This window comes from Paenarthrobacter sp. AB444 (genome assembly GCF_028736865.1).
In the GTDB taxonomy this organism is placed as follows: domain Bacteria; phylum Actinomycetota; class Actinomycetes; order Actinomycetales; family Micrococcaceae; genus Arthrobacter; species Arthrobacter nicotinovorans_B.
In genome coordinates, this window is record NZ_JAQZBY010000013.1 from 1 (window position 1) to 22,409 (window position 22,409).

The window sequence follows — 22,409 nt, forward strand, 5'->3', positions numbered from 1 at the left end:
CCCCCCACCAAACGGGGGGGGGCCGACGTCGTTAAGCCGTGGTTGTTAGTCCTCGATGGTCGCGATGACAGCGCCGGCCGCTACCGTTTCACCGGGGGCTGCGGAGAGGCCCCGGACGGTACCGGACTTGTGTGCCGTGAGGGGCTGCTCCATCTTCATGGCTTCGAGAACCACGATCAGGTCGCCCTCGGCCACCACGTCACCGTCGGAGGCGGCCACCTTGACGATGGTGCCCTGCATCGGAGAGGTCAGGGCGTCGCCGCCGGCGGCAGCAGCTGCGGCACCGGCCGAGCGGGAGCGCTTCTTCGATTTGCCCGCCTTGGCGCCCGTACCGGTGGAGGCAGTGGCGACGCCGGCACCCAGGCCGGAGGGCAGGACCACCTCAAGGCGCTTGCCTCCAACCTCGACGACGACGCGCTGGCGCTCACCGGCGTCGGGCGTTTCAGCGTTGGCGCCGGCGGCGGACCAGGCGGGGATGCTGTTGACGAATTCCGTTTCAATCCAGCGGGTGTGGACCTGGAAGGGCCCCTCCGCAGGAGCAAATGCGGGATCCGTGACAACGGCGAGGTCGAAGGGAATGACTGTGGGGATGCCCTCAACCACCATCTCCTCAAGTGCGCGGCGGGAACGCTGGAGCGCCTGCTCGCGGGTAGCTCCGGTGACGATCAGCTTGGAGAGCATGGAGTCGAAGTTGCCGCTGATGATATCGCCCTGCTCGACGCCGGAATCGACGCGGACGCCGGGGCCGGTCGGGTTCTTCAGCGTGCTGATGGTGCCCGGTGCCGGCATGAAGTTGCGGCCCGGGTCCTCGCCGGTGATGCGGAATTCGAAGGAGTGGCCACGGACCTCGGGGTCGTCGTAGCCGAGCGCCTCACCGCGGGCGATGCGGAACTGTTCGCGGACGAGGTCGATCCCGGTGACTTCCTCGGAGACGCAGTGCTCCACCTGCAGGCGGGTGTTGACCTCGAGGAAAGAGATGGTGCCGTCCTGGCCCACCAGGAATTCGCAGGTACCGGCGCCGAGGTAGTTGGCTTCCTTCAGGATGGCCTTGGAGGACTCGTAGAGGCGCTTGTTCTGTTCTTCGCTCAAGTACGGGGCCGGAGCTTCTTCAACCAGCTTCTGGTTGCGGCGCTGCAGCGAGCAGTCGCGGGTGGACACGACCACAACGTTGCCGAAGGAGTCCGCCAAGCACTGGGTTTCGACGTGCCGGGGGGCGTCCAGGAAGCGTTCGATGAAGCATTCGCCGCGACCGAAGGCTGCTGTGGCTTCACGGACGGCGGACTCGTAAAGCTCCGGGATCTCGTCCATGGTGCGCGCCACCTTGATGCCGCGGCCACCGCCACCGAACGCGGCCTTGATGGCAACGGGGAGGCCGAATTCCTCGGCAAACTTGAGGATCTCGTCCGCGTCCTTGACGGGGTCGGCTGTGCCGGGGACCAGGGGTGCGCCGACCTTCTCGGCGATGTGGCGGGCCTGGACCTTGTCACCCAGGGCCGAGATGGCCTCGGGGGAGGGGCCGATCCAGGTGATTCCCGCGTCAATGACCTTAGCGGCGAATTCGGCATTTTCGGCCAGGAAGCCGTATCCGGGGTGGATGGCGTCAGCACCCGACTGCTTGGCGACATCGATGATCTTGTCCATCACCAGGTAGGACTCTGCGGCCGTGTTGCCGCCCAAAGCGTAGGCCTCGTCCGCGAGGCGGACGTGCAGGGCATCGCGGTCCGGGTCCGCGTACACGGCCACGGAGGCAATGCCTTCGTCCCGGGCGGCTCGGATGATGCGGACCGCGATTTCGCCGCGGTTGGCAATCAAGACCTTGGTAAGAGGGCTGGAAATGGGCTGCGCCGGGTTAGCTGACAAGTTGTTGACTCCTTCTGTCCTTCAGGGAGCCTAGCGTGATTGTGAGGGTTCCGCCCATATTGATAGGGGATTCCGTGTGTGAACGGCCGTTCCTTTGTAGGTTTGCTACAAAGTGTTCTCCTGGGTTTCCGAGGCCCACAGTTCCGTGACGCTCACCTTCGCGTGGACCAGCAGGTCCCGGAGGGTGGAGATGGAAAGCCCGACGACGGCGTGCGGGTCGCCGTCGACCTTGCGGATGAAGGCCCCGCCCAAGCCGTCGATGGTGAAGGAACCGGCACAGTGGAGCGGTTCCCCGGTGGCGATGTACGCATCGATTTCCTTTTCGGACATTTCGGCGAAGTGCACTTCCGCACTCGAGACGGCACCCAAGGTGGCGCCTGTGCCCTCGGCCGGCTCGTCGTCGTCGACCTCTGCGGCAGTCTCCCGGCAGTCCACCAGCCAGTGCCCCGTGTGGAGGATGCCCTTGGAGCCGCTCATGCGCAGCATGCGCTCCTTCGCGACGTCGGCGGTGTAGGGCTTGCCGTGGGACTCGCCGTCGAACTCGAAGACGGAATCGCAACCGATCACCAACGAGCCCTCCGCTTCGGGAAGGGCGGCAACGGCCTCTGCCTTGGCCCGGGCCAGCAGCAGCGCGGTGTCGTGTGCATCGGTGACGCCGTACCTGGCCTGGACCGCGTCCTCATCCACGTCCGAGACCACGATGTCGTGCGCGATGCCCGCTTCCATGAGGAGCTTGGTGCGGGCGGGGGACTGGGAAGCAAGGATCAATCGGGTCACGCCCTCCAGCCTAATACGGACGCCCTCTCACATCCCTACGGCTTCCGGCCAACCCTCTCTCACATCCCACCCCCAAATGCCGGACGCTCTCTCACATCCCACCCACAAACGGCCGACGCTCTCTCACTTTCGTGGAGAGAGTGAGAGAGCGTCGGTGGGTTATGCCCGGGGATGTGAGAGAGCGTCGGTGGGTTATGCCCGGGGATGTGAGAGAGCGTCTAGTGGACCAGTTCCTCGGAACCGGTCTTCGAACGGTCGCTGCGCTCCAGCTTCGCGCCCTCAACATCCACGTCCGGGAGGATCCGGCCCAGCCACTTCGGCAGCCACCAGGCCTTCTCGCCGAGCAGGTACATGATGGCGGGCACGATCGTCATGCGGACCACGAAAGCGTCGATGAGCACGCCGAACGCCATCGCGAAGCCGAGCGGCCGGACCATGGTCAGGTGGCTGAAAATGAAGCCGGAGAACACGCTGACCATGATGATCGCGGCCGCCGTCACCACTGCGGCTGCGTGGCTGAAGCCCGTGCGGACGGCGTGCTTGGCGGACTCGCCATGCATGAAGGACTCCCGCATGCCGGAGGTGATGAACACCTGGTAGTCCATGGCAAGGCCGAACAGCACGCCGATCAGGATGATGGGCAGGAAGCTCAGGACCGCGCCCGGGTTCGCGACATCGAAGACGGATCCCAGCCAACCCCACTGGTACACGGCTACCACGGCACCGAACGCGGCGGCCAGCGAGAGCAGGAACCCGCCGGTCGCCAGCAGCGGCACGACGATAGAGCGGAACACCAGCAGGAGCAGGATCAAGGAAAGCCCCACCACAATGGCCAAGTACGGCGGCAAGGCAGCGCCCAGCTTTGCGGAGACATCGATGTTGCCGGCAGTCTGTCCGGTCAGGCCGATGGTGACGCCGAGGTCGTCCTGTATGGCCTTGCCCTTGGCGCGAAGATCAGAGACTACTTGGACGGTACCGGCGCTGGCAGGGCCCTCCTTCGGAATGACCTGGAAGACGGCGGTACGGAAGTCGTCGCTGATGGCCACGGGGACCGCCGCTGTCACGTTCTGCACACTGCGGAGCTGCCCGGCGACGTCGTACTGCTTGTTCTTGGCATCGTTCTCGTTGAGGCCCTCGGGGAATTCGGCCACCACGATGATCGGGCCGGTCATGCCTTCGCCGAAGCTGCTGCGGGTGAGGTCGTAGGCCTTGTACGCCTGCGAATCTACGGGTTCCGAACCGCCGTCGGGCAGTGCCAGCCGCAACTGCGAAGCGGGCAGCGCCAAAGCGCCCAACAGCACGACGCTCGCTATGAGGGAAACCCACGGATGCCGCGTCACCAGGCCACCCCAGCCACGGCTGCTGCGCTTTTCGTCACGCTCGCGGTCCGCGGCTTCGTGCCCCGGCTCGGCGTTGTGCTTGGAGGCCTTCGCCCAAGCCCGCTTGGAGATGAGCCTGCGGCCGATCAACCCCAGGACGGCAGGCGTCAGGGTCAAAGCGACGACGACGGCGACCCCGACTGTCGCTGCGGCGGCAACACCCATGACGGCAAGGAAGGGCAAGCCCGGCACTACCAGGGCAGCCAGCGCGATGATGACCGTGAGGCCGGCGAACAGCACAGCGTTGCCCGAAGTGCCCGTTGCGAGGGCTGCGGATTCTTCCCCGTCCATCCCGGCCAGCAGTTGGGTCCGGTGACGGTTGACGATGAAGAGGGAGTAGTCGATTCCCACCGCGAGGCCGAGCATCAGCGCAAGCATGGGGGAGATGGAGCTCATATCGATCACGCTGGTGAGGGCGAAGGTCCCGCCGACACCCACAGCCACGCCGATCAGGGCCATCAGGAGAGGCAGGCCTGCGGCGATCAGAGTGCCGAGCATGAGGATCAGGACCAGGGCCGCAACCGCGACGCCGACAATTTCAGCGATGCCGAAAATCTCCGAGACGTCCTCGGTGATCTCCTTGCTCGCGTAGGCAGTGACGCCGGCCGAGGACACGCCGTGGACGATCTCCTGGACTTCTTCCCGGACCGCGGGATCCACGGCATTGATGGAGGTCTTGAACTGGACCTGGGCCACAGCGGCCTTGTTGTCGCTGGAGACGAAGCGCAGCCCTTCGGAGGCCTCGGCCTGACGCTTGCCGAGTGCGAGTTTGACGGCGCCCTCGGCAGCTTCCTTGTCTCCGGCGTCGAGCTTTTCCTTGGTCGCGGCCAGCTGGGCGCGCTGCGCACCCAACTGGGCGTCAATCTGGGCGGGCGTGAGGCCGGAAGCGGCAAGCTGCTGTTCGGCGGCGGCGAGCTGGGCTTCGCCGGCAGTGAGCTGAGCGCGTCCGGCGTCCAGCTGGGCTTTGCCTTCGGCTGCCTGGGCCTCGCCCGCGGCGATGTCACCGGCTGCCTTGTCCAGTTGTTCCTGCGTTGTGAAGGGGTTCACCGTGGACTGGACGTCGGGGATGCTCTTCAGTTTCTCGAGCGCTGCGCCGACGGCATCCTTCTTCGCCTGGTCAAAACCGGAATCTCCGGCGTCGAAGACCACACTGGCGGAACCGCCGGACGCGTCCGGCAGGGCTTCTTTGAGCTTGTCAGCCATCCGCTGCGTCTCCGTGCCGGGGATGGTGAAGTTGTTGGACATGGTGCCGTGGAAGACGGCGGCAGAGCCGCCTACGGCCACCAGCACCGCGAGCCATATGGAGATGACCAGCCAGCGGCGGCGATACGAAAATTTGCCGAGGCGGTAGAGGAACGAAGCCATGTCAGAACCGATCTGTGGTGGAAGGAACGGGTGCGGTTTGAGCGGAAGCGCCCGACGACGGCGCGAAGCCGCCTCCCAGCAGCCCCATCGCGTCGATGAGGTGCTGGCGTAGGACGGCGAGTGATTCGGGGGAGAGGTCGGGTCCGCGCTCGGCGAACCAGACGTTCATGGCTGCTTTGCCACAGGAAATGACGGAGCCCGCCAGTGCATGCAGGTAGAGTTCGCTGACGCCTGCGCCCAGCCTGTAGCGGGCGGCGTCGATGATCTGCTCGGTGCAGTGGTCCCAGGCTTCGAGCTCGGAGCGGGCCAGGGAACGGTTGTCCTGGGTCAGGCTGAACAGCTCGGCCATGGGGGCAACGGACATGGGGTCGGCGAGGGCCATCAGCGCGGCTTGGGCGGATTCAAGGATCGACTCCTCCGCTGGCCGCAGCCGGAACTGCTCCAACGCCCGGTCCATGAAGCCGTCCGCGACGGAGGCGAGGGCAGCCTCGAGGCTGGGGAAGTAGTTGAAGAAGGTGCGCCGGGAAACACCTGCGCTGGCGGCTATGTCCTCGACGGTGAAGTTCCCGGCCCCTTTGCTGCGCAGGAGATCCAGGGCTGCGCCGGCAATGGAGCTGCGGGTGGCGGCCTTGTTGAGTTCGCGCCGTGAAGGAGTGCTCTGCCCGGTTGATGGGAGCGCAGAGCCTTGCTCCTGGCTGCTTGTGGAAGTCACATACTTACACTAAGTGCAACTTTGCACTGTGCGCAAACTGATTTTTCATGCATACAAAAAATCCCGCCCTCGCCCGTTCTCCTCACCGAAGAACGGCAGGGAGAGCGGGCGAAAGCGGGACCAGCGGACGGAAGGAGGATCAGAACTGCTGCGGCGGGGCCGGAGGTGCTTGCTGGACCGGCGGCGCGGGTGCCGGCTGGGCTGCCTGCTGGCCGGCGTTCTGTCCTGCGTTCCTGGTCAGGTAGATCGACTGTCCGGTGGCACCGGGCTCGCCCTCGCCCAAAGGAAGTACGTAGACGGCCGTTCCATAGGCGCACACTTCGGTCCAGTTGGTGCCCATTTCGGAGGTGTCGAAACGCATGGCAACAATGGCGTTGGCGCCGCGCTGCTGTGCTTCGTTGACCATGCGCGCCATGACTTCCTGGCGGCTTTCGTAGAGCGCGCGGGTCATTTCGGGCAGCTCGCCGCCGCCCAGTGAGCGGAAACCGGCGAGCATCTGTGAGCCGATGTCCCGCGATCGGACGGTCAGGCCCATGACTTCGCCGAAGACGGCGTCAATACGGTGGCCCGGGATTTCATTGGAGGTGACGATCAACATGGTCAGAGCCTATCCAGCTTTCGAGCATTAACGGGGAAATCCCCCGGGGAGAACTCCCCAGGGGATCAACACCGTTCACAGTCGGCTGGAGCTAGGCTTTGGCGCCGGCCAACTCGCGCTCGTCGGCTTCGGCAGCTGCCTTGTCGGCAGCGTACTCGTCGGCGAACGCCGCACCGTTGCGCGGTGCGTTGTACAAGGACTCGTCCAGGATGCCCTGACGCTTGGCGACAATCGCAGGAACCAGTGCCTGGCCGGCCACGTTGACCGCGGTGCGGCCCATGTCCAGGATGGGGTCGATGGCCAGCAGGAGGCCGACGCCGGCCAACGGCAGTCCCAGCGTGGACAGGGTCAGCGTGAGCATGACCACGGCGCCGGTGGTGCCTGCGGTAGCGGCGGAGCCGAGGACCGAGACCAGCACGATCAGCAAGTACTGGCTGAAGTCCAGGTTGATGCCGAAGAACTGTGCCACGAAGATCGCCGCAACAGCTGGGTAGATCGCTGCGCAGCCATCCATCTTGGTGGTGGCACCCAGCGGCACGGCGAAGGAAGCGTAGCCCGAGGGAACGCCGAGGTTCCGTTCAGTGACGCGCTGCGTGAGCGGCAGCGTGCCGATGGAGGAACGGGAGACGAAGGCCAGCTGGACGGCAGGCCAGACGCCGGAGAAGTACTGCTTGATCGACAGGCCGTGAGCACGGACCAGGATCGGGTAGAGCACGAAGAGGACCAGGGCCAGGCCGATGTAGATGGCAGCCGTGAACTTGCCCAGGGAACCGATGGTGTCCCAGCCGTAGATCGCAACGGCGTTGCCGATCAGGCCGATGGTTCCCAGCGGGGCGATACGGATGATCCACCACAGGACCTTCTGGATGACGGCCAGCGCGGATGCGTTGAACGTCAGGAATGCCTCAGCCTGCTTGCCCACCTTGAGGGCGGCAATTCCGACGGCGATCGCAATCACCAGGATCTGGAGGACGTTGAAGCTGACGGACGTGCTCACCGTGGTGGCAGCGTTGGCGCTTTCCGTGACAGTGGAGCTCGCGCCCAGGCCCAGGAAGTTCTTCGGGAACAAGCCGATCAGGAAGGCCCACCAGTCACCGGTCTTGCCTGCGTATTCGGCCTTCTGGGTGATGCCGGTAGCAGCGCCCGGCTGCAGGAGCACGCCGAGGCCAATACCGATCAGCACGGAAACGAGGGAGGTGATGGCAAACCAGAGCAGGGTGTTCCATGCCAGGCGCGCTGCGTTGGAAACCTGGCGAAGGTTCGCGATGGAGCTCACCACGGCGGTGAAAATCAAAGGAACGACGGCGGTCTGCAGCAACGAGACGTAGCTGGAGCCGATCGTTTGGAGGGTTGCGCCGAGGCCGTTGGGGGCAGCCTTGGTGCTGCCCGTGTACTTGGCGATGAGGCCAAGAACCAGGCCGACAATGAGGGCAGCGATGATCTGGACGCCGAAGGAACCGGCCCACTTGGGGAGCCGGAAGCCGGTCTTTCCAGCTGAAGGTGATGTTTGGATTGAGGTGCTCACCGGAACACGGTAGGTGCTTGCCAAATAACATAGCGAACGGACGTTGAGAAATGTTACGTGCGCATATGTTATTCCCTGTGCGTTTGTGACGCTGCTCTCGGGCATACACCGGTGACGAGGGTGGGCGGCGGCGACGTTGATGTCGTCCGCACCCCGTAGCGCCGATCGCACCCGTAACCGCTGGTGCATTTCGCGGCTAGGGGTGCGAAGGCAACGCCGAAGGGGTGCGCCTGGCGGGAGTGGGCGCGCCCCCGGCCGGGGGCGCACCCAAGCGGGCTAACCCAGCAACGCCCTCCGCAGCACGTCCAGACCTACCGAGCCGATGTTCAGGGCTTTGCTGTGGAAGGACTTGAGGTCGAAGTCCTCCCGCCCCTCGAGATCTGTCCTGATCTGTTCCCAGAGACGTTGGCCTACCTTGTAGGAAGGTGCCTGTCCCGGCCAACCGAGGTAACGGGCGAATTCGAACTGAAGCTGCCCCTCGCTGATATCAAGGTTGGCTTTGAGGAAATCGAAGCCCTTCTCCGGGGTCCAGGTGCCGGAGCCCCAGCGTTCGGGGATGGGCAATTCCAAGTGGACTCCGATGTCGAAGACCACGCGCGCCGCACGCATGCGCTGGCCGTCCAGCATGCCCATGTGGTCGCCCGGGTCCTTGAGGTAGCCCAGTTCAAGCATGAGCTGTTCGGCATACAGGGCCCACCCTTCGCCGTGGCCGGAGACCCAGCAGACGTTGCGGCGCCAGTTGTTCAGCAGCTCGCGGCGATAAGTTGCCGTCGCCACCTGCAGGTGGTGTCCCGGGACGCCCTCGTGGAACACGGTGGTGGTCTCGGACCAGGTGGTGAAAGTGTCTTCGCCAGCGGGCACCGACCACCACATCCGGCCGGGCCGTGAGAAGTCGTCCGAGGGGCCGGTGTAATAGATGCCGCCCTCATCGGTGGGGGCAATCATGCATTCAAGGGTCCGCATGACGTCCGGGATGTCGAAGTGGACGTCCGCCAGTTCGGACACGGCGCGGTCGGAGAGTTCCTGCATCCAGGCCTTCAGGGCGTCGGTGCCCTTGATCTGCCGTGCGGGATCGTTGTTGAGGATGCTCTTGGCTTCCTCGATCGAAGCGCCTGGCTTGATCTGACCGGCAACCTTTTCCTGCTCGCCGATGAGCCGGTCCAGTTCCTGCACGCCCCAGGCATACGTCTCTTCCAGGTCCACCTCTGCACCGAGGAATGACCGGGAGGCAAGGGCGTAGCGCTCACGTCCAACAGAATCCTTTTCGGGGGCCACCGGGAGGAGCTCGTCCCGCAGGAAGGCGCCCAAGGCGCTGTACGCCGAACGCGCGGCGGCTGTTCCGGCGTCGAGCTTGTCCTGGACCCCGGCCGGCAGCGGCGCGTCGCCAATCCGGGCATTGGCGGCGAGCTTGGCGAAGAAGCCGTCCTCGGCGGCATAGCGGCTGGTCTGCTCGATGACGATGCGGACTTGCCGGGCAGCGGAGACTTTTCCGGAGTCGGCAGCTGCGCGCAGTGATGAAATATACCCCTCGATCGCGCCCGGTACATTGGCGGCGCGACCGGCGATGTGCTCCCACTGTTCTGCCGTGTCGGTAGGCATGAGGTCGAAAATGGCCCGGATGTCCTGGGCCGGGGAAGCGATGTTGTTCAGGTCCGCCGCGTCCCAGCCGGAGGCGTGGATCTCCAGGTCCAGGCCCAGGCGCTCGCGCATCGCATCAAGGGTCACGGCGTCGGTTTCGTCCGCGGGCGCAAGGGCAGCCAAGGACTCCAGGGCGTCCCGTGCAGCCTGGGCGTGGGCTGCCGCCCCGGCCGGGGAGTAGTCCTGGTACTCCGTTTCGTGGCCAGGCAGCCCAAGCGTCGTGGCGAAGCTGGGATTGAGTTCGATCAGCTTTTCTGTGTACGCGTCAGCGACGGCGTCGATGGCAGACTTCGGGCGTACGGGGGTGTTTGCAGTAGTCACCCACAGAGCCTAACCGTGACGAACGCCACGTGAAAGGGTTGTTGAACTTATCCGCAACGTGCCGCGGAAAATCAGCCCCGGCTGCGCCTCCATGCGCCCGGACCCGGAGTGGGGTCAAGACGCAACTGCTGGCGACGCACCCAGTGCCTGACGTTCGGCTTGGATGGCGCCGTTTCCGGCGGGGAACCAAGGGAAACCACGACGGCGGCAATCGCCGCGAGCTCTTCGGCTGTCGGTTCGCCCTTGACCACCGAGAACAGGGGCTGCGCCGGCTCGTCGGCCGGAGAAGGGGTCTGCGCGGCGGTCACAGCGGGATGTTTCCGTGCTTCTTGGTGGGCAGGCTGGCTCGCTTGTCACGCAGGGCGCGCAGGCCACGGATAATCTGCAAGCGGGTATCCGAAGGTGCAATGACAGCGTCAACATAACCGAGCTCAGCGGCCTGGTACGGGTTGAGGAGTTCTTCCTCGTAGCCCTGGATGATCTCCGCACGGCGGGCCTCGACGTCCCCGCCGGCCTCGGCCACGGCTGCCAGATCGCGGCGGTACAGGATGTTCACGGCACCCTGGGCACCCATGACGCCGATTTGGGCGGTGGGCCACGCGAGGTTGAGGTCGGCACCGAGCTTCTTGGAACCCATCACGATGTACGCTCCGCCGTAGGCCTTGCGGGTGATGACGGTGAGCTTGGGAACAGTAGCCTCGGCGTAGGCGTACAGAAGCTTGGCGCCACGGCGGATGATGCCCTGGAACTCCTGGTCCTTGCCGGGGAGGAAGCCGGGGACGTCAACCAGGGTGATGATGGGGATGTTGAAGGCGTCGCAGTGGCGGACGAAGCGGGCGGCCTTTTCCGACGCCGAGATGTCCAGCGTTCCTGCGAACTGCATGGGTTGGTTGGCCACGATGCCAACGGTGTGCCCTTCAACGCGGCCGTAGCCAATAATGACGTTGGGGGCATACAGCGACTGCATTTCCAGGAAGTGTGCGTCGTCCACGATCTGCTCAATGACCTTGCGCATGTCATAAGGCTGGTTGGCCGAATCCGGAATCAACGTATCCAGGGCGAGGTCGTCGTCGTCGAGTTCCAACTCCTGGTCGTGCTCCACGACGGGAGCCTCGGAGAGGTTGTTGGACGGCAGGAAGTCAAGGAGTTCACGGACGAACTCGATTGCATCGGCTTCATCGGATGCCAGGTACGTGGACGTGCCGGTGGTGGCGTTGTGCTGGCGTGCCCCGCCCAGGGTTTCCATGTCCACGTCTTCGCCGGTGACGGTCTTGATGACGTCCGGGCCGGTGATGAACATGTGGGAGGTCTTGTCCACCATCACCACATAGTCGGTCAGGGCGGGGGAGTAAGCGGCGCCGCCGGCACAGGGGCCCATGATGAGGGAGATCTGCGGGACCACGCCGGAGGCGTGGACATTGTTGCGGAAGATGTCCGCGAACATGGCCAAGGAGGCGACGCCTTCCTGGATTCGTGCGCCGCCGCCGTCGTTGATGCCGACAACCGGGCAGCCGTTACGGAGGGCGAATTCCTGGACCTTGACGATCTTTTCGCCGTTGACCTGGCTCAGGGAGCCGCCGTAGACGCTGAAGTCCTGGCTGTAGATGGCAACCAGGCGGCCGTCCACGGTGCCGTATCCGGAGACTACGCCATCGCCCAGGGGCTTCTTCTTTTCCATGCCGAAAGCGGTGGAACGGTGGACGGCAAGGGCGTCGAACTCGACAAACGAATCGGGGTCGACCAAGAGGTCGATGCGCTCACGGGCGGTGTTCTTTCCGCGTGCGTGCTGCTTTTCGATCGCTTCCGGGCCGGAAGGCTGCTCTGCCCGTGCCTGGCGGTCGCGGAAGTCGGCAATCTTTCCCGCTGTCGTTGTCAGATCGTGGCTCATCAAGTGTCTCCGGCTCTGTAGCTGATATTCGCTGGCGCAGTCCTGAGTGCGGACAAGTAGCTGACTTAAGTAGCTTCCGTACAAAGAACAGGCCCCGCAGGCCAGTCTAGTGACGCGTTTGCCGCGAACCGCTGTAGAAACCCTACAATTTTCCGCGTCGTAGCCAAATCGGCCGCTATGTTACCCGTCAGTAACATAGTTGGGTTAGAGTGTCCCCATGACTTCAAGCAACGATGCTTCCAGCACACTTTCCCAAAGCGGCAGCCCCTACGTCGCCAAGGGTTCGCTCAAAGGCAGGACCATCCTGATGTCAGGCGGCAGCCGCGGCATCGGCCTGGCCATCGCCACCCGCGCCGCACGCGATGGCGCCAACATTGTCCTCATGGCCAAGACCGGGGATCCGCACCCGAAACTCGAGGGGACCGTCTTCACTGCGGCAGAACAGCTGGTCGCCGCAGGCGGGCAGGCCTTGCCGCTGGTCGGGGACGTCCGCAACGACGATGACGTCGCCGCCGCGGTTGCCGCCGCCGTCGAGCGTTTCGGGGGCATCGACGTCGTGGTCAACAACGCCTCGGCCATCGACCTGTCCCGCACCGACGCCGTAGACATGAAGCGCTACGACCTCATGCAGGACATCAACGTCCGCGGCACCTTCCTGTTGTCGAAGATGTCGTTGCCGGCGCTCCGGGAGTCAGGGAATGGCCACATCCTGACGCTCTCCCCGCCGCTGAACCTCGACCCCAAGTGGGCGGGCATGCACTTGGCCTACACCATGGCCAAGTACGGGATGAGCCTGACTACCCTGGGACTCGCCGAAGAGTTGAAGGACGACGGCGTGTCGGTCAACTCGCTGTGGCCGTGTACCTTGATCGACACCGCTGCGATCCGGAACATGCCAGGTGGCCGGCAGGTGGTCCAGGCCGCACGCGGACCGGAAATCATGGCCGACGCGGCCCATGCAGTGTTGACGGGTTCAGGGGCCACAGGGAACTTCTACACCGATGAAGAAGTCCTGCGCGCGGCCGGCGTCACTGATTTCGCCCCCTACAGCCTGGGTGCTCCGGAAGACCGCCTGGTGCCGGACATCTTCCTCTAAGCCTATTAACGGGTTCTTTTCAGGGCAGCGGGCCTTTCCGGACGGCGCAACTGGATAGGATTCAGCTATGGATGCCGAACAGCCAAGCAACAGCGAACCGCAGGTACCCTCCGAGGACGTGGAACGGCCCGCGCTGGATCGCGAATTGTTGCAGCAGCCGGACTTCCTGTCCGCCACCGGCATCCCGCAGTTGGAAATCGTCGACTCGACCGGCTCCACCAATGCGGACCTCATCCGTGCCGTGACCGTTGAGCCGAAAAAGTGGGGCGATCTCGCCGTACTGACGGCCGAACACCAGACGGCGGCGCGCGGACGCCTGGACCGGCACTGGGAAGCGCCCGAACGGTCGGCAGTATCGGTCTCCATCGTGCTGCGGCCCGTCACATCCCAGGGCATGCCGGTTCCTACCCAGAGCTACTCGTGGTTGTCACTGCTGGCAGCAGTCGCCTTGCGCGAAGCGTTGCAGGAAACGGCCGGGGTGACTGCCGAGATCAAGTGGCCCAATGATGTCCTGGTCAAGGGCCGGAAGATCGCAGGCATCCTTGCCCAGATGACGCCCCTCGGGGACGGCTCCGTGCCGGCAGTGGTCCTGGGTGTCGGCCTTAACGTCTCCCTCGCCGAGGACGAGCTGCCGGTTCCGACGGCGACGTCCCTCGCCGTCGAAGGGGCCACGACGACGGACCGCACCGCGCTGCTGAAAAGCTACCTTTCGCGTTTTGCCCGGTTGTACCGCAGTTTCTGCAATTCCGAGGGAGACCCTGCCGCGGGTTTGGCCGGCGGAGCCTCGCTGCACAAACGGGTTGAATCGGCCATGGTCACCCTGGGGCGGGAAGTCCGGGCGCATCTGCCCGGCGATCTCGAGCTGGTGGGGCACGCCTCCCGCCTGGACGAGCACGGCTCCTTGCTGGTGGTTGACCATGGCGGCAGGGAGCACGTCATCACTGCCGGCGATGTGGTGCACCTGCGTGCCACAGAAAGCGGTTATGCGTAAAGAGTTGCTTCCGGGGGAGCAGGTCATCACCATCACGCGTCAACAGGCCCGCTCCCTCTTCTTTCCCGTGCTGGCCTTCATCGTTGTTCCTGCCGTCGCTGCGTATGCGTGCGCGTGGATCGTCAAAGGCAACGCGCAGCGCCTGATTCCTTTTATCTCGTCGGAGTGGACGCCTTGGCTCTTGGGTGCGTGTGTTGTGCTGGCGGTGTGGTTTCTGGCGGCGTACAGCCTCAAGCGCGTCCTGAAGTGGCGGTCCGTCCGGTACATCCTGACCAGCCGGCGCATACTTGCCAGATACGGAATGTTCCGGCGCAAAGATTGGCAGGTATCCCTGGCGTCCATCCGCAATGTGGGAGTCCACCAAAGCCTGATCCAACGGTCATTGCACTCAGGGAATATATCCTTGGATACCGGGCACTCCGGAGCAGCGTTGCTGACCGATGTCCCTGAGGCAGGCAAATTCAGGGGTTTCATTCTTGACGCGATGGACGAACTCCCGCAAGGTGAGCCTTTTGAGGGCCAAGTGCTGGACGACTATGAAGAATTGCCCTGGGAATTGAGAGAAGGTGGATGGGATGAGCGTTGAGGATCAGCAGTCCGGCGAGGACCTGGACCAGGAGTTCGACGCCGCACCCGAACCTTCGGACGCCGCAGCGGACACTCCAGAGGACGACGACACCGAGCCGGGCCCCGTCCGGACGGGCGTGCCGACCGGTCCTCCGACTGGCGTGATGTCGGCGGAGCGGCTCGCCATCAAAGCCTTGGAATCGAAACTGCTGGGCGGCGAACGCAAGCTTCGGCGCCGTGAGGTGGCTGCCGGCGCGGGCGTGTCCATCCTGTCCGCCCGCAAGGTGTGGCGGGCACTGGGTTTCCCGAACTTCAACGATGAGGACGTGGCGTTCACCGAGCGCGACCAAGCAGCGCTGTCCCGCATCCTGGACCTGGTGCGGGCGGGCCTGCTGACCGAAGAAGCCGCCATCTCCGTGACCCGGTCCATTGGCCAGATGACGGACCGCATGGTGGTCTGGCAGATCGAGGCCCTGGTGGAAGACATGGTCTCTGAGCAGGGCATTCCGGACGCCGTGGCCCGCAAGCAATTGGTGGGCCGCTTGCCGTCCCTGGTGGACTCCCTCGAAGAGATCCTCGTCTACTCCTACCGCAGACAGCTTAATGCCGGCATCCAGCGGCTGGCCGTGCGCGCCGAGGCCGGGCTGCAGGCCAGCGAAGAAGGCCGTGAAGGTGACGAGGACGATTCTCCGCTGCCCTTGGCGCGCGCCGTCGGTTTTGCCGACCTCGTCTCGTACACCAGCCTTTCGCGGCGCATGAACGAAAAAACGCTGGCCCAGCTGGTGCAGCGCTTCGAGAACAAGTGTGCCGAAATCATCTCCGTTGGCGGTGGTCGACTGGTCAAGACCGTGGGCGATGAAGTGCTGTACATTGCCGAGACCCCGGCTGCCGGGGCCGAGATTTCCCTCGCTTTGGCACAGGCCTTCACTGAAGACGAGATCCTGCCCCAGTGCCGCGTGTCCATGGTGTGGGGGCGCATCCTCTCGCGTCTTGGCGACATTTACGGACCCACGGTGAACCTGGCCGCGCGCCTGACAACGCTGGCCCAGCCGGGCACGGTCCTGGTCGACGCCATGACCGCTGCCGCCCTGGGGCAGGACGACCGCTTCGTGCTGGTGCCGCAGAAGTCGGAGAACGTGCGCGGCTTTGGCGAGATCCACCCGGTCATGCTGGCCCGGGGCCGCGGCAAGGGCCTGGTCCTGGACTAAACGGCTCAACGCCCCGGAAAGCCCAACCTCCCTTTAAGTGTTGCGCGCGTCCTGCCCCATGTTGCGCGGCCTTGGCTAATCGATGGATTAACCCGGTACTCTTAGCTTGTTTGTGTCGTGATGGCCGGAGTTCGGTGCTGGCTGCCTATTAGTGGGGAATGTGGATGGCTCTGACCGATGGGTCCGGGAATCGCCGTGTCAAGATTCGTCGGCGGAAGATCATCACGGCTACCGCTTTCACAGCCGCCGCCGCGGTCCTGGTGACCGGCGCGATCCTCTACCCAGGGTTCAAGACCACCGAAGTGGACCTCAACGACGGCGGCGTCTGGGTGGTCAGCAAGTCCAAGGGTGCGGCCGGCCGGCTCAACTATCCGTCCAAGTCCCTGGACGGCGCCGTCACCCCGGCGAGCAAAGACTTCGACATCCTGCAGCAGGCCAGCGACGTTTTCATCGACGATGCCGACGGCGCCACCATCAACCCGGTCAGCGCAGCCAACATGCGCCTGGGTGGTGACCAAAAGCTTCCGGGATCGGCCGAGGTCAGCTTCGGCAACCGGGTTTTGGCGGTCACTGACACTTCCAAAGGCAAAGTCTGGGCACTCACGGCAGGATCAGTGGGCGGGTTCAGTGACGAATCCGAACCCGTGCTGGAGCAGTCCACCGGCATCGTCTCGGTGGTTGGCGTAGACGACACCATTCACACCGTGGACCCCGAAACCGGGAGCCTGACGGACACCAAGGTCGATGCCAACGGCCAGTCGGTGGACTCGCAGGTCCGCAAGGATGACGCCTTGAAAGCTCCGGGTGAGCTGCAGCTGACGGCAGTGGGGGACAAAGCGGTGGTCCTCAACGAGGCCACGGGGAACATCGTCCTGCCCGGTGGAGCGACGGTCCATCTGGACGACGCCCGGGACGCCAACCTGCAGCAAAGTGGACCCGCTGCGGATTTCGTGGCCATTGCCACCACCAAAGCACTCTTGCTCCAGCCCCTCGATGGAAGCACAGCCAGGACCATCTCCGCCGAGGGCCAAGGTGTTCCTGCTGCACCTGTCCACTTGGGCAGCTGCACGTACGGGGCGTGGTCCGGGGCCAACAAGTATCTCCGCGAATGCAGCAACCAGGCTGACAGCCGCCGCGCCGACGTGCCCAAGGCGAGCGCGTCGCCGTCGTACGTTTTCCGGGTCAACCGCGATCTCGTGGTCCTCAACGACGTCAACTCCGGCAACGTCTGGATGGTGAACCAGAACATGCAGCTGGTCAACAACTGGGACGACGTCATCCCGCCGGAGCAAACATCGGACGACGCCGACAAGGACTCCGCCGATGAAGTCCAGCAGACGGTCCTCCCGGACCGCAGCAAACCGAACACTCCACCGGTCGCGAAACCGGACGCCTATGGCGTCCGGGCGGGCAAAACGACCCTCCTGCCGGTGCTGGACAACGACGCCGACTCCGACGGCGATGTCCTGACCGTTTCTGCCGACCAAGCGCTGAAATCCGGGGCGCTGGCGCCCGTCTACGGTGGGACGGGCTTCCAGATCACTGTTCCTCCCGGTCAGTCCGGAACGGAATCGTTCAAGTACTCGGTGGATGACGGCCGCGGGGGTACTGCTTCGACGAACGTGGACCTCAGGATCGTTCCGCCGGGTGAAAATGCCCCTCCCCAACAAAAGCCCAACAGGAACAACGCCCTGGTGGTGCAGACCGGCAAAATCGCCAACCAGTACATCCTCACCGACTGGATCGACCCCGACGGCGATGACCTCTTCGCCGTGGCGGCCAGCAGCAGCGACCCCGCGGACCAGGTCCGGATCCGGCCCGATGGGCTGTTGACGTTCCAGGACTCCGGCGCGGGCCCGGGCAAGAAAACCATCTCAGTTACGGTTTCCGACGGCACGCTGAGCACCGAAGGCCGGATCAGCGTCGACGTCCGCGCCCCGGGAGCCCTGCCGCCCATCGCGAATGCCGACCACGTGGTGGCGGTCGCCGGCCAGGACACGGTGATCGCTCCGCTGAAGAACGACTCCGACCCCCAGGGCGGCACCCTGCGTCTTGCCCAAGCACAGCCGGACGAGCAAGCGACGGCAGTGATAGGTCCGGACCAGCAGACGTTCACGTTCAACTCCACCAGCGTCGGCCCGCACTATGTCACGTACATGGTCACCAACGGCCCGGCGAGTGCGCAGCAGTTGGTACGCGTCGACGTCGTGTCCGGCAGCAACGATGGCGCTCCTGTCGCGGTCCGGGACATAGCGCTTCTGCCCAGCGGTGGCAGCACGGTGGTGGACGTGCTGGGCAATGACTCCGACCCCGCCGGCGGCGTGCTGGTGGTCCAATCCGTGACGGCAGCCGACGGACTTCCTGTCTCGGTGGCGGTCCTTGACCACTCGGTCGTCAAGATCACCGATATCCATGCCACGGGCCAGCTGTCCTTGAAGTACACGATTTCCAATGGCAAGGCCTCGGCCACGGGTGACATTTCCGTGCAAGTGGTCCCGGCCCCCAGCAAACTCCAGGCACCGCAAGCCAAGCCCGACGAAGTGTCAGTGCGGGTGGGCGACGTGGTCACCATCCCCGTGCTGGCAAATGATTCCGATCCCAACGGTGGCGAACTGAAGCTCGATCCCGTCCTGGCCCAGCAGCCGGACGCCGCCGACGGAAGGATGTTCATCGCGGGGAACTACCTGCGCTTTATCGCGGGCGAGGTGCCCAAGACGGTGTATGCGATCTACAAGGTCAGCAACTCCTCGGGACAGACCGATTCGCAGCAGGTGACCATCCGCATCCGCGCACGTGATGACGCCACCAACACCCGGCCCGAGCCCCGTAACCTGACGGCCCGGGTTGTGGCGGGCATGACCGTCAAGATCCCGGTTCCGTTGGATGGCATCGATGCCGACGGCGACTCCGTGCAGCTTATCGGCGTGGACAAGGCGCCGGCCATGGGCACCGCAGTGGTGCGGGACGGCTACATTGAGTTCACGGCCGGGGGAAAGTCCGCTGGCACGGATACCTTCAGCTACCGGGTCCGGGACCGCATTGGCGCCGAAAACACGGGAACCGTGATTGTGGGCATCGCTCCGGCAGAGGCAAACAACCAAAAGCCGATCGCCGTCGACGACGCCGTTGATGTCCGCCCTGGCCGCCGCATCGCGGTGGACGCCTTGAAGAACGACTCCGATCCCGATGGCGACCCCATCGCCCTGGTCAATTCCTTCGAAGCCAACCCCGGCCTTCAGGTGGAGGCTGCCTCCGGCAAGGTCCTGCTGACCGCACCCGGAGCAGCCGGTGTCGAGAGCATCAGTTACCGGATCCAGGACGACAAGAAGGCCGAAGCCAGCGCTGTGGTCCGGGTCCAGACAAGCCCGACGGCGCCCCTCCACGTGCCGATTGCCGTGGACGACCACGTCACGCTGGCTGAGACGCTGGGCAAGACAGCTGTCGACGTTCCGGTCCTGAAGAACGACTCGGATCCGGACGGTGTGGCTGAAGACCTCACGATCACGTTGCCGGACGCGAACCCGAACGCACGCGTCGGTACCTCGGGCAACGTAGTGGTGACCCTCGGTCCGCAGGATCAGCTCATTCCGTACACCGTCACTGACATCGATGGTCAGTCCGCGACGGCGGTGATGTGGATTCCGGGCCAGGGCCTCCAATACCCGACGTTGGCCAAGACGGACCCGGTGGAGGTCATGTCCGGCAAGGACGTCACCTTGTCGCTGCAGGAGTATGTCCGCGTCCGGGATGGCCGCCAGGCACGCATCACCGTGGCAGACAAGATCCGTGTGCAGGGTGGAGATCCCACCAACGTCATCGCCGGCGATGGAAACGCGTTGCGCTATGCTGCGCAGGCCGATTACGTCGGTCCTGGTTCCATCACCTTTGAGGTCACCGATGGTTCCGGCCCGGATGATCCCCAAGGGCTGAAATCCACGCTGACCATCATGACCAAGGTGATCCCGGACCCCAACGCCAACCACCCGCCCACCTTCAGTGGCGCTTCGGTAGAGGCACCCAAGGGGGAGACCACCGACGTCGAGCTGGCCAACCTGGCCAAGGACGTGGACGAGCGCGACCAAGGCAACCTCAAGTTCGAGCTCGACGGGGAACAACCAACTGGTTTCCAGGCCAAGGTTGAAGGCTCCGTCCTCAAGATCAGCCCCGATCTTTCCCTCAACCCCGGTGCCGTGGGTACTTTCCCGCTCAAGGTCACCGACGGCCGTTCCGACGCCGTACGGGCAACCGTGACCGCCACCGTTGTCTCGTCCAACCGGCCGCGCCCGGTGGCGAACGACGACTCCGTGGACAAAGCCAACGCAGGCCGCGCGGAAACCGTCAATGTCCTCTCCAATGACTTCAACCCCTTTAGCGATGCTCCGTTGACCATCGAAAACGCTGCTGTGGAAACGGGATCTGCCGCCGGTCAGCCGACGGTCTCCGGTGACTCGATCACCGTCACCCCGGCCGACGGTTTCAAGGGTGTGATGGTGGTCCGCTACACCGTGCTGGATAAGACCAAGGACCCCTCAAGGCAGGCCACGGGCCGTGTCCGTATCACGGTGCGTGACAAGCCGGACGCTCCGTCGGCACCGGTTGCCACGGATGTACGGAGCCGGACCGCTGTGCTGAAGTGGACACCGCCGTCGGACAATGGCGCAGCCATCACCAAGTACACGGTGAAGGCGGCAGGCTTCGAGCAGGTGTGCCCCACCACCACCTGCACCCTGTCCGGGTTGACCAACAACGTGAAATACGTGTTCACCGTGTTCGCCACGAATGAGGTAGGCGATTCGCCGGCATCAGCGGCATCCAACGAGATCAAGCCGGATGAGAAGCCGTCACCTCCCGATGCCCCCGCCGTCAAGGCGGGCGATAAGAACATGGCCATCACCTGGACTCCTGCCAAGACGGAGGGGTCCCCGGTGAAGCACTACAACCTGGAAATCTCGCCGCCTCCCGCCAACGGCATTGCCGTGAAGAACGAGGTCACAGGCCTCAGCTATACCTGGCCCGGCCTCACCAACGGCGTGAAGTACAAGGTACGGGCCCAGGCAGTGAACGACCTGGGCCCCTCGGACTGGGGCATGTACTCCCTTGAGGACAACCCGGCAGGTCTTCCGGGTGCCCCCGCTGCACCCACCACCGCTGTGGTGCAGTCCGTGGGAACCCAGAACCAGCTTCGTGCCGACTGGACCGAGCCGGACACCAACGGTGATCCGATCAAGGCGTACTACGTCACCATGAACGGCGGTAACGGTGTCACCCAAACACAGACCGTTGCCGGCAGCGTACGGTCGGCCACCTTCACCGCGAACAACTCCGAAGCCGCGTACACCTTCACAGTGCAGGCCGAGAACAAGGCAGGCAAGGGTGGCGTCAGCCCTGCCTCGGCACCTAGGCGTGCCACCGGCAAACTCGGAACAGTCAGCAACGTCACCGCAACTCCGGCCAACACCGGAGCGGCCGGCAAGCAAGTGACCATCAATTTCTCTGCGCTCACTCCGGCCCAGCGAAACGGATCCACCCAGGGCGAAGTCAGCTACCGCTACAACGCCAGCACCGGCCAGTCCGGCCCTATCACCCCGGGCCAAACGGTGGGTGGATTCGCCAACGGGCAGGCCACCTCCATCACGGTGACAGCAGTCTCGTCTGTGGCTCCCAGCTCGGATGCGAGCGCCCCGGCCAGCACCACACCGTACGGTTCTCCGGGTACGCCGTCGGCATCAGGTACCAATGGGGGCCAGAACCAGACGACCCTGACCCTGAACTGGTCCTCGCCTTCCACAGCGAGCAACGACGTTGCTGCCACCAAGATCAGGATCACCGGCGGCGGGACGGACACCGGGTGGATCAACGAATCCGCCTCCGGCAGCCGGGTGGTGAACACCGGCGGTTACAACCAGACACGCACCATTGAAGTCCAAACGTTCAACTCGGTGGGCCAGGGTGGGCCGGTTGCTTCTGCAAGTGCCCAAAGTGGACCGCAGAAGACGTCGTGGGACGCTACGCTGCCGGCCGGCAGTTTCCGTACCTGTACGGACACAGCGGCATCCGGACAGACGTCCTGGGACCCGAACACACCGGGCCACCGCTGTGACGGCGTGGTCTATGGCGCCCCGTGGCAGTACGAGTCAAACGGTTCCTTTACGGTCAATTGCTACATCAACCGCAGTACGCCGTACCTGAACTACGCTGCCTGGTACCGCCTGACCAGTGGGCCGAACGCAGGCCGCTACATCGCGCAGGGCAACACCACCCTGGGCGATCCCGGACCCCACCAGATTCCGCAATGCTGAGGCCATCAGCCGCCCGGTGCCGGGAAGTTGTCCCCATCGCGTCCCACGGCGGCAGCACTGTACGCTGCCATAGCCAATGGAGAGCCCGCTCGCGGTTTTCCTTGGCTGGCCGTGGGGCGCGTGGGATAGTCTTAGGGACTGAAAATTCCGCCGCCGTTCGGGGGTACTGCGGATTGTACGGCTGC

The 22,409-nt window shown here is 64.5% G+C and carries 14 protein-coding genes; 5 read left to right on the top strand and 9 right to left on the bottom strand.

The window, feature by feature from the left end; genetic code table 11:
• Window positions 1-45: 45 nt before the first annotated feature.
• The 9 genes from PQ627_RS15530 to PQ627_RS15570 all read right to left on the bottom strand — a co-directional run bounded on the left by PQ627_RS15530 (window position 46) and on the right by PQ627_RS15570 (window position 12,063).
• On the bottom strand, window positions 46-1,860 hold the full coding sequence (locus PQ627_RS15530; RefSeq protein ID WP_144661987.1) for an acetyl/propionyl/methylcrotonyl-CoA carboxylase subunit alpha: 1,815 nt from the start codon (window positions 1,858-1,860) through the stop codon (window positions 46-48).
• A gap of 105 nt (window positions 1,861-1,965) precedes the next feature.
• Complete coding sequence (locus PQ627_RS15535) at window positions 1,966-2,637, bottom strand: Maf family protein (protein ID WP_274262398.1); 672 nt, start codon at window positions 2,635-2,637, stop codon at window positions 1,966-1,968.
• A gap of 218 nt (window positions 2,638-2,855) precedes the next feature.
• Entirely contained in the window at window positions 2,856-5,381 is a 2,526-nt protein-coding gene (locus tag PQ627_RS15540) for an MMPL family transporter (RefSeq protein WP_274262399.1), read from the bottom strand.
• 1 nt (window position 5,382) lies between these two features.
• Complete coding sequence (locus PQ627_RS15545; protein WP_274262400.1) at window positions 5,383-6,093, bottom strand: TetR/AcrR family transcriptional regulator; 711 nt, start codon at window positions 6,091-6,093, stop codon at window positions 5,383-5,385.
• Window positions 6,094-6,232: 139 nt separating this feature from the next.
• On the bottom strand, window positions 6,233-6,691 hold the full coding sequence (locus tag PQ627_RS15550; protein ID WP_274262401.1) for a YbjQ family protein: 459 nt from the start codon (window positions 6,689-6,691) through the stop codon (window positions 6,233-6,235).
• A gap of 91 nt (window positions 6,692-6,782) precedes the next feature.
• Complete coding sequence (locus PQ627_RS15555; RefSeq protein WP_144661992.1) at window positions 6,783-8,216, bottom strand: dicarboxylate/amino acid:cation symporter; 1,434 nt, start codon at window positions 8,214-8,216, stop codon at window positions 6,783-6,785.
• 276 nt (window positions 8,217-8,492) lie between these two features.
• The gene (locus PQ627_RS15560; RefSeq protein ID WP_274262402.1) at window positions 8,493-10,175 is read right to left on the bottom strand and encodes a DUF885 domain-containing protein; all 1,683 of its coding nucleotides are present in this window, start codon (window positions 10,173-10,175) and stop codon (window positions 8,493-8,495) included.
• A gap of 71 nt (window positions 10,176-10,246) precedes the next feature.
• A complete protein-coding gene (locus tag PQ627_RS15565) occupies window positions 10,247-10,483 on the bottom strand; it encodes an acyl-CoA carboxylase subunit epsilon (protein WP_274262403.1) in 237 nt (78 codons plus the stop codon).
• The gene (locus PQ627_RS15570; RefSeq protein WP_262277908.1) at window positions 10,480-12,063 is read right to left on the bottom strand and encodes an acyl-CoA carboxylase subunit beta; all 1,584 of its coding nucleotides are present in this window, start codon (window positions 12,061-12,063) and stop codon (window positions 10,480-10,482) included. Before PQ627_RS15570 ends, PQ627_RS15565 begins: the two co-directional genes overlap by 4 nt.
• Window positions 12,064-12,280: 217 nt before the next feature.
• Here PQ627_RS15570 and PQ627_RS15575 point away from each other — a divergent pair, with 217 nt between their 5' ends.
• From PQ627_RS15575 to PQ627_RS15595, 5 genes are all read left to right on the top strand, one after another.
• Entirely contained in the window at window positions 12,281-13,159 is an 879-nt protein-coding gene (locus PQ627_RS15575) for an SDR family oxidoreductase (protein ID WP_274262404.1), read from the top strand.
• A 67-nt stretch (window positions 13,160-13,226) separates the two neighbouring features.
• Window positions 13,227-14,150: a biotin--[acetyl-CoA-carboxylase] ligase gene (locus tag PQ627_RS15580; protein WP_274262405.1), complete on the top strand. Its 924-nt coding sequence runs from the start codon at window positions 13,227-13,229 to the stop codon at window positions 14,148-14,150.
• Window positions 14,143-14,736 (top strand): PH domain-containing protein, encoded by a 594-nt coding sequence (locus PQ627_RS15585; RefSeq protein WP_274262406.1) that lies wholly within the window; start codon window positions 14,143-14,145, stop codon window positions 14,734-14,736. The genes PQ627_RS15580 and PQ627_RS15585 overlap by 8 nt, the downstream gene beginning before the upstream one ends.
• Window positions 14,726-15,925: an adenylate/guanylate cyclase domain-containing protein gene (locus PQ627_RS15590; RefSeq protein ID WP_274262407.1), complete on the top strand. Its 1,200-nt coding sequence runs from the start codon at window positions 14,726-14,728 to the stop codon at window positions 15,923-15,925. Before PQ627_RS15585 ends, PQ627_RS15590 begins: the two co-directional genes overlap by 11 nt.
• 164 nt (window positions 15,926-16,089) lie before the next feature.
• On the top strand, window positions 16,090-22,224 hold the full coding sequence (locus PQ627_RS15595) for an Ig-like domain-containing protein (RefSeq protein WP_274262408.1): 6,135 nt from the start codon (window positions 16,090-16,092) through the stop codon (window positions 22,222-22,224).
• Window positions 22,225-22,409: the final 185 nt, after the last annotated feature.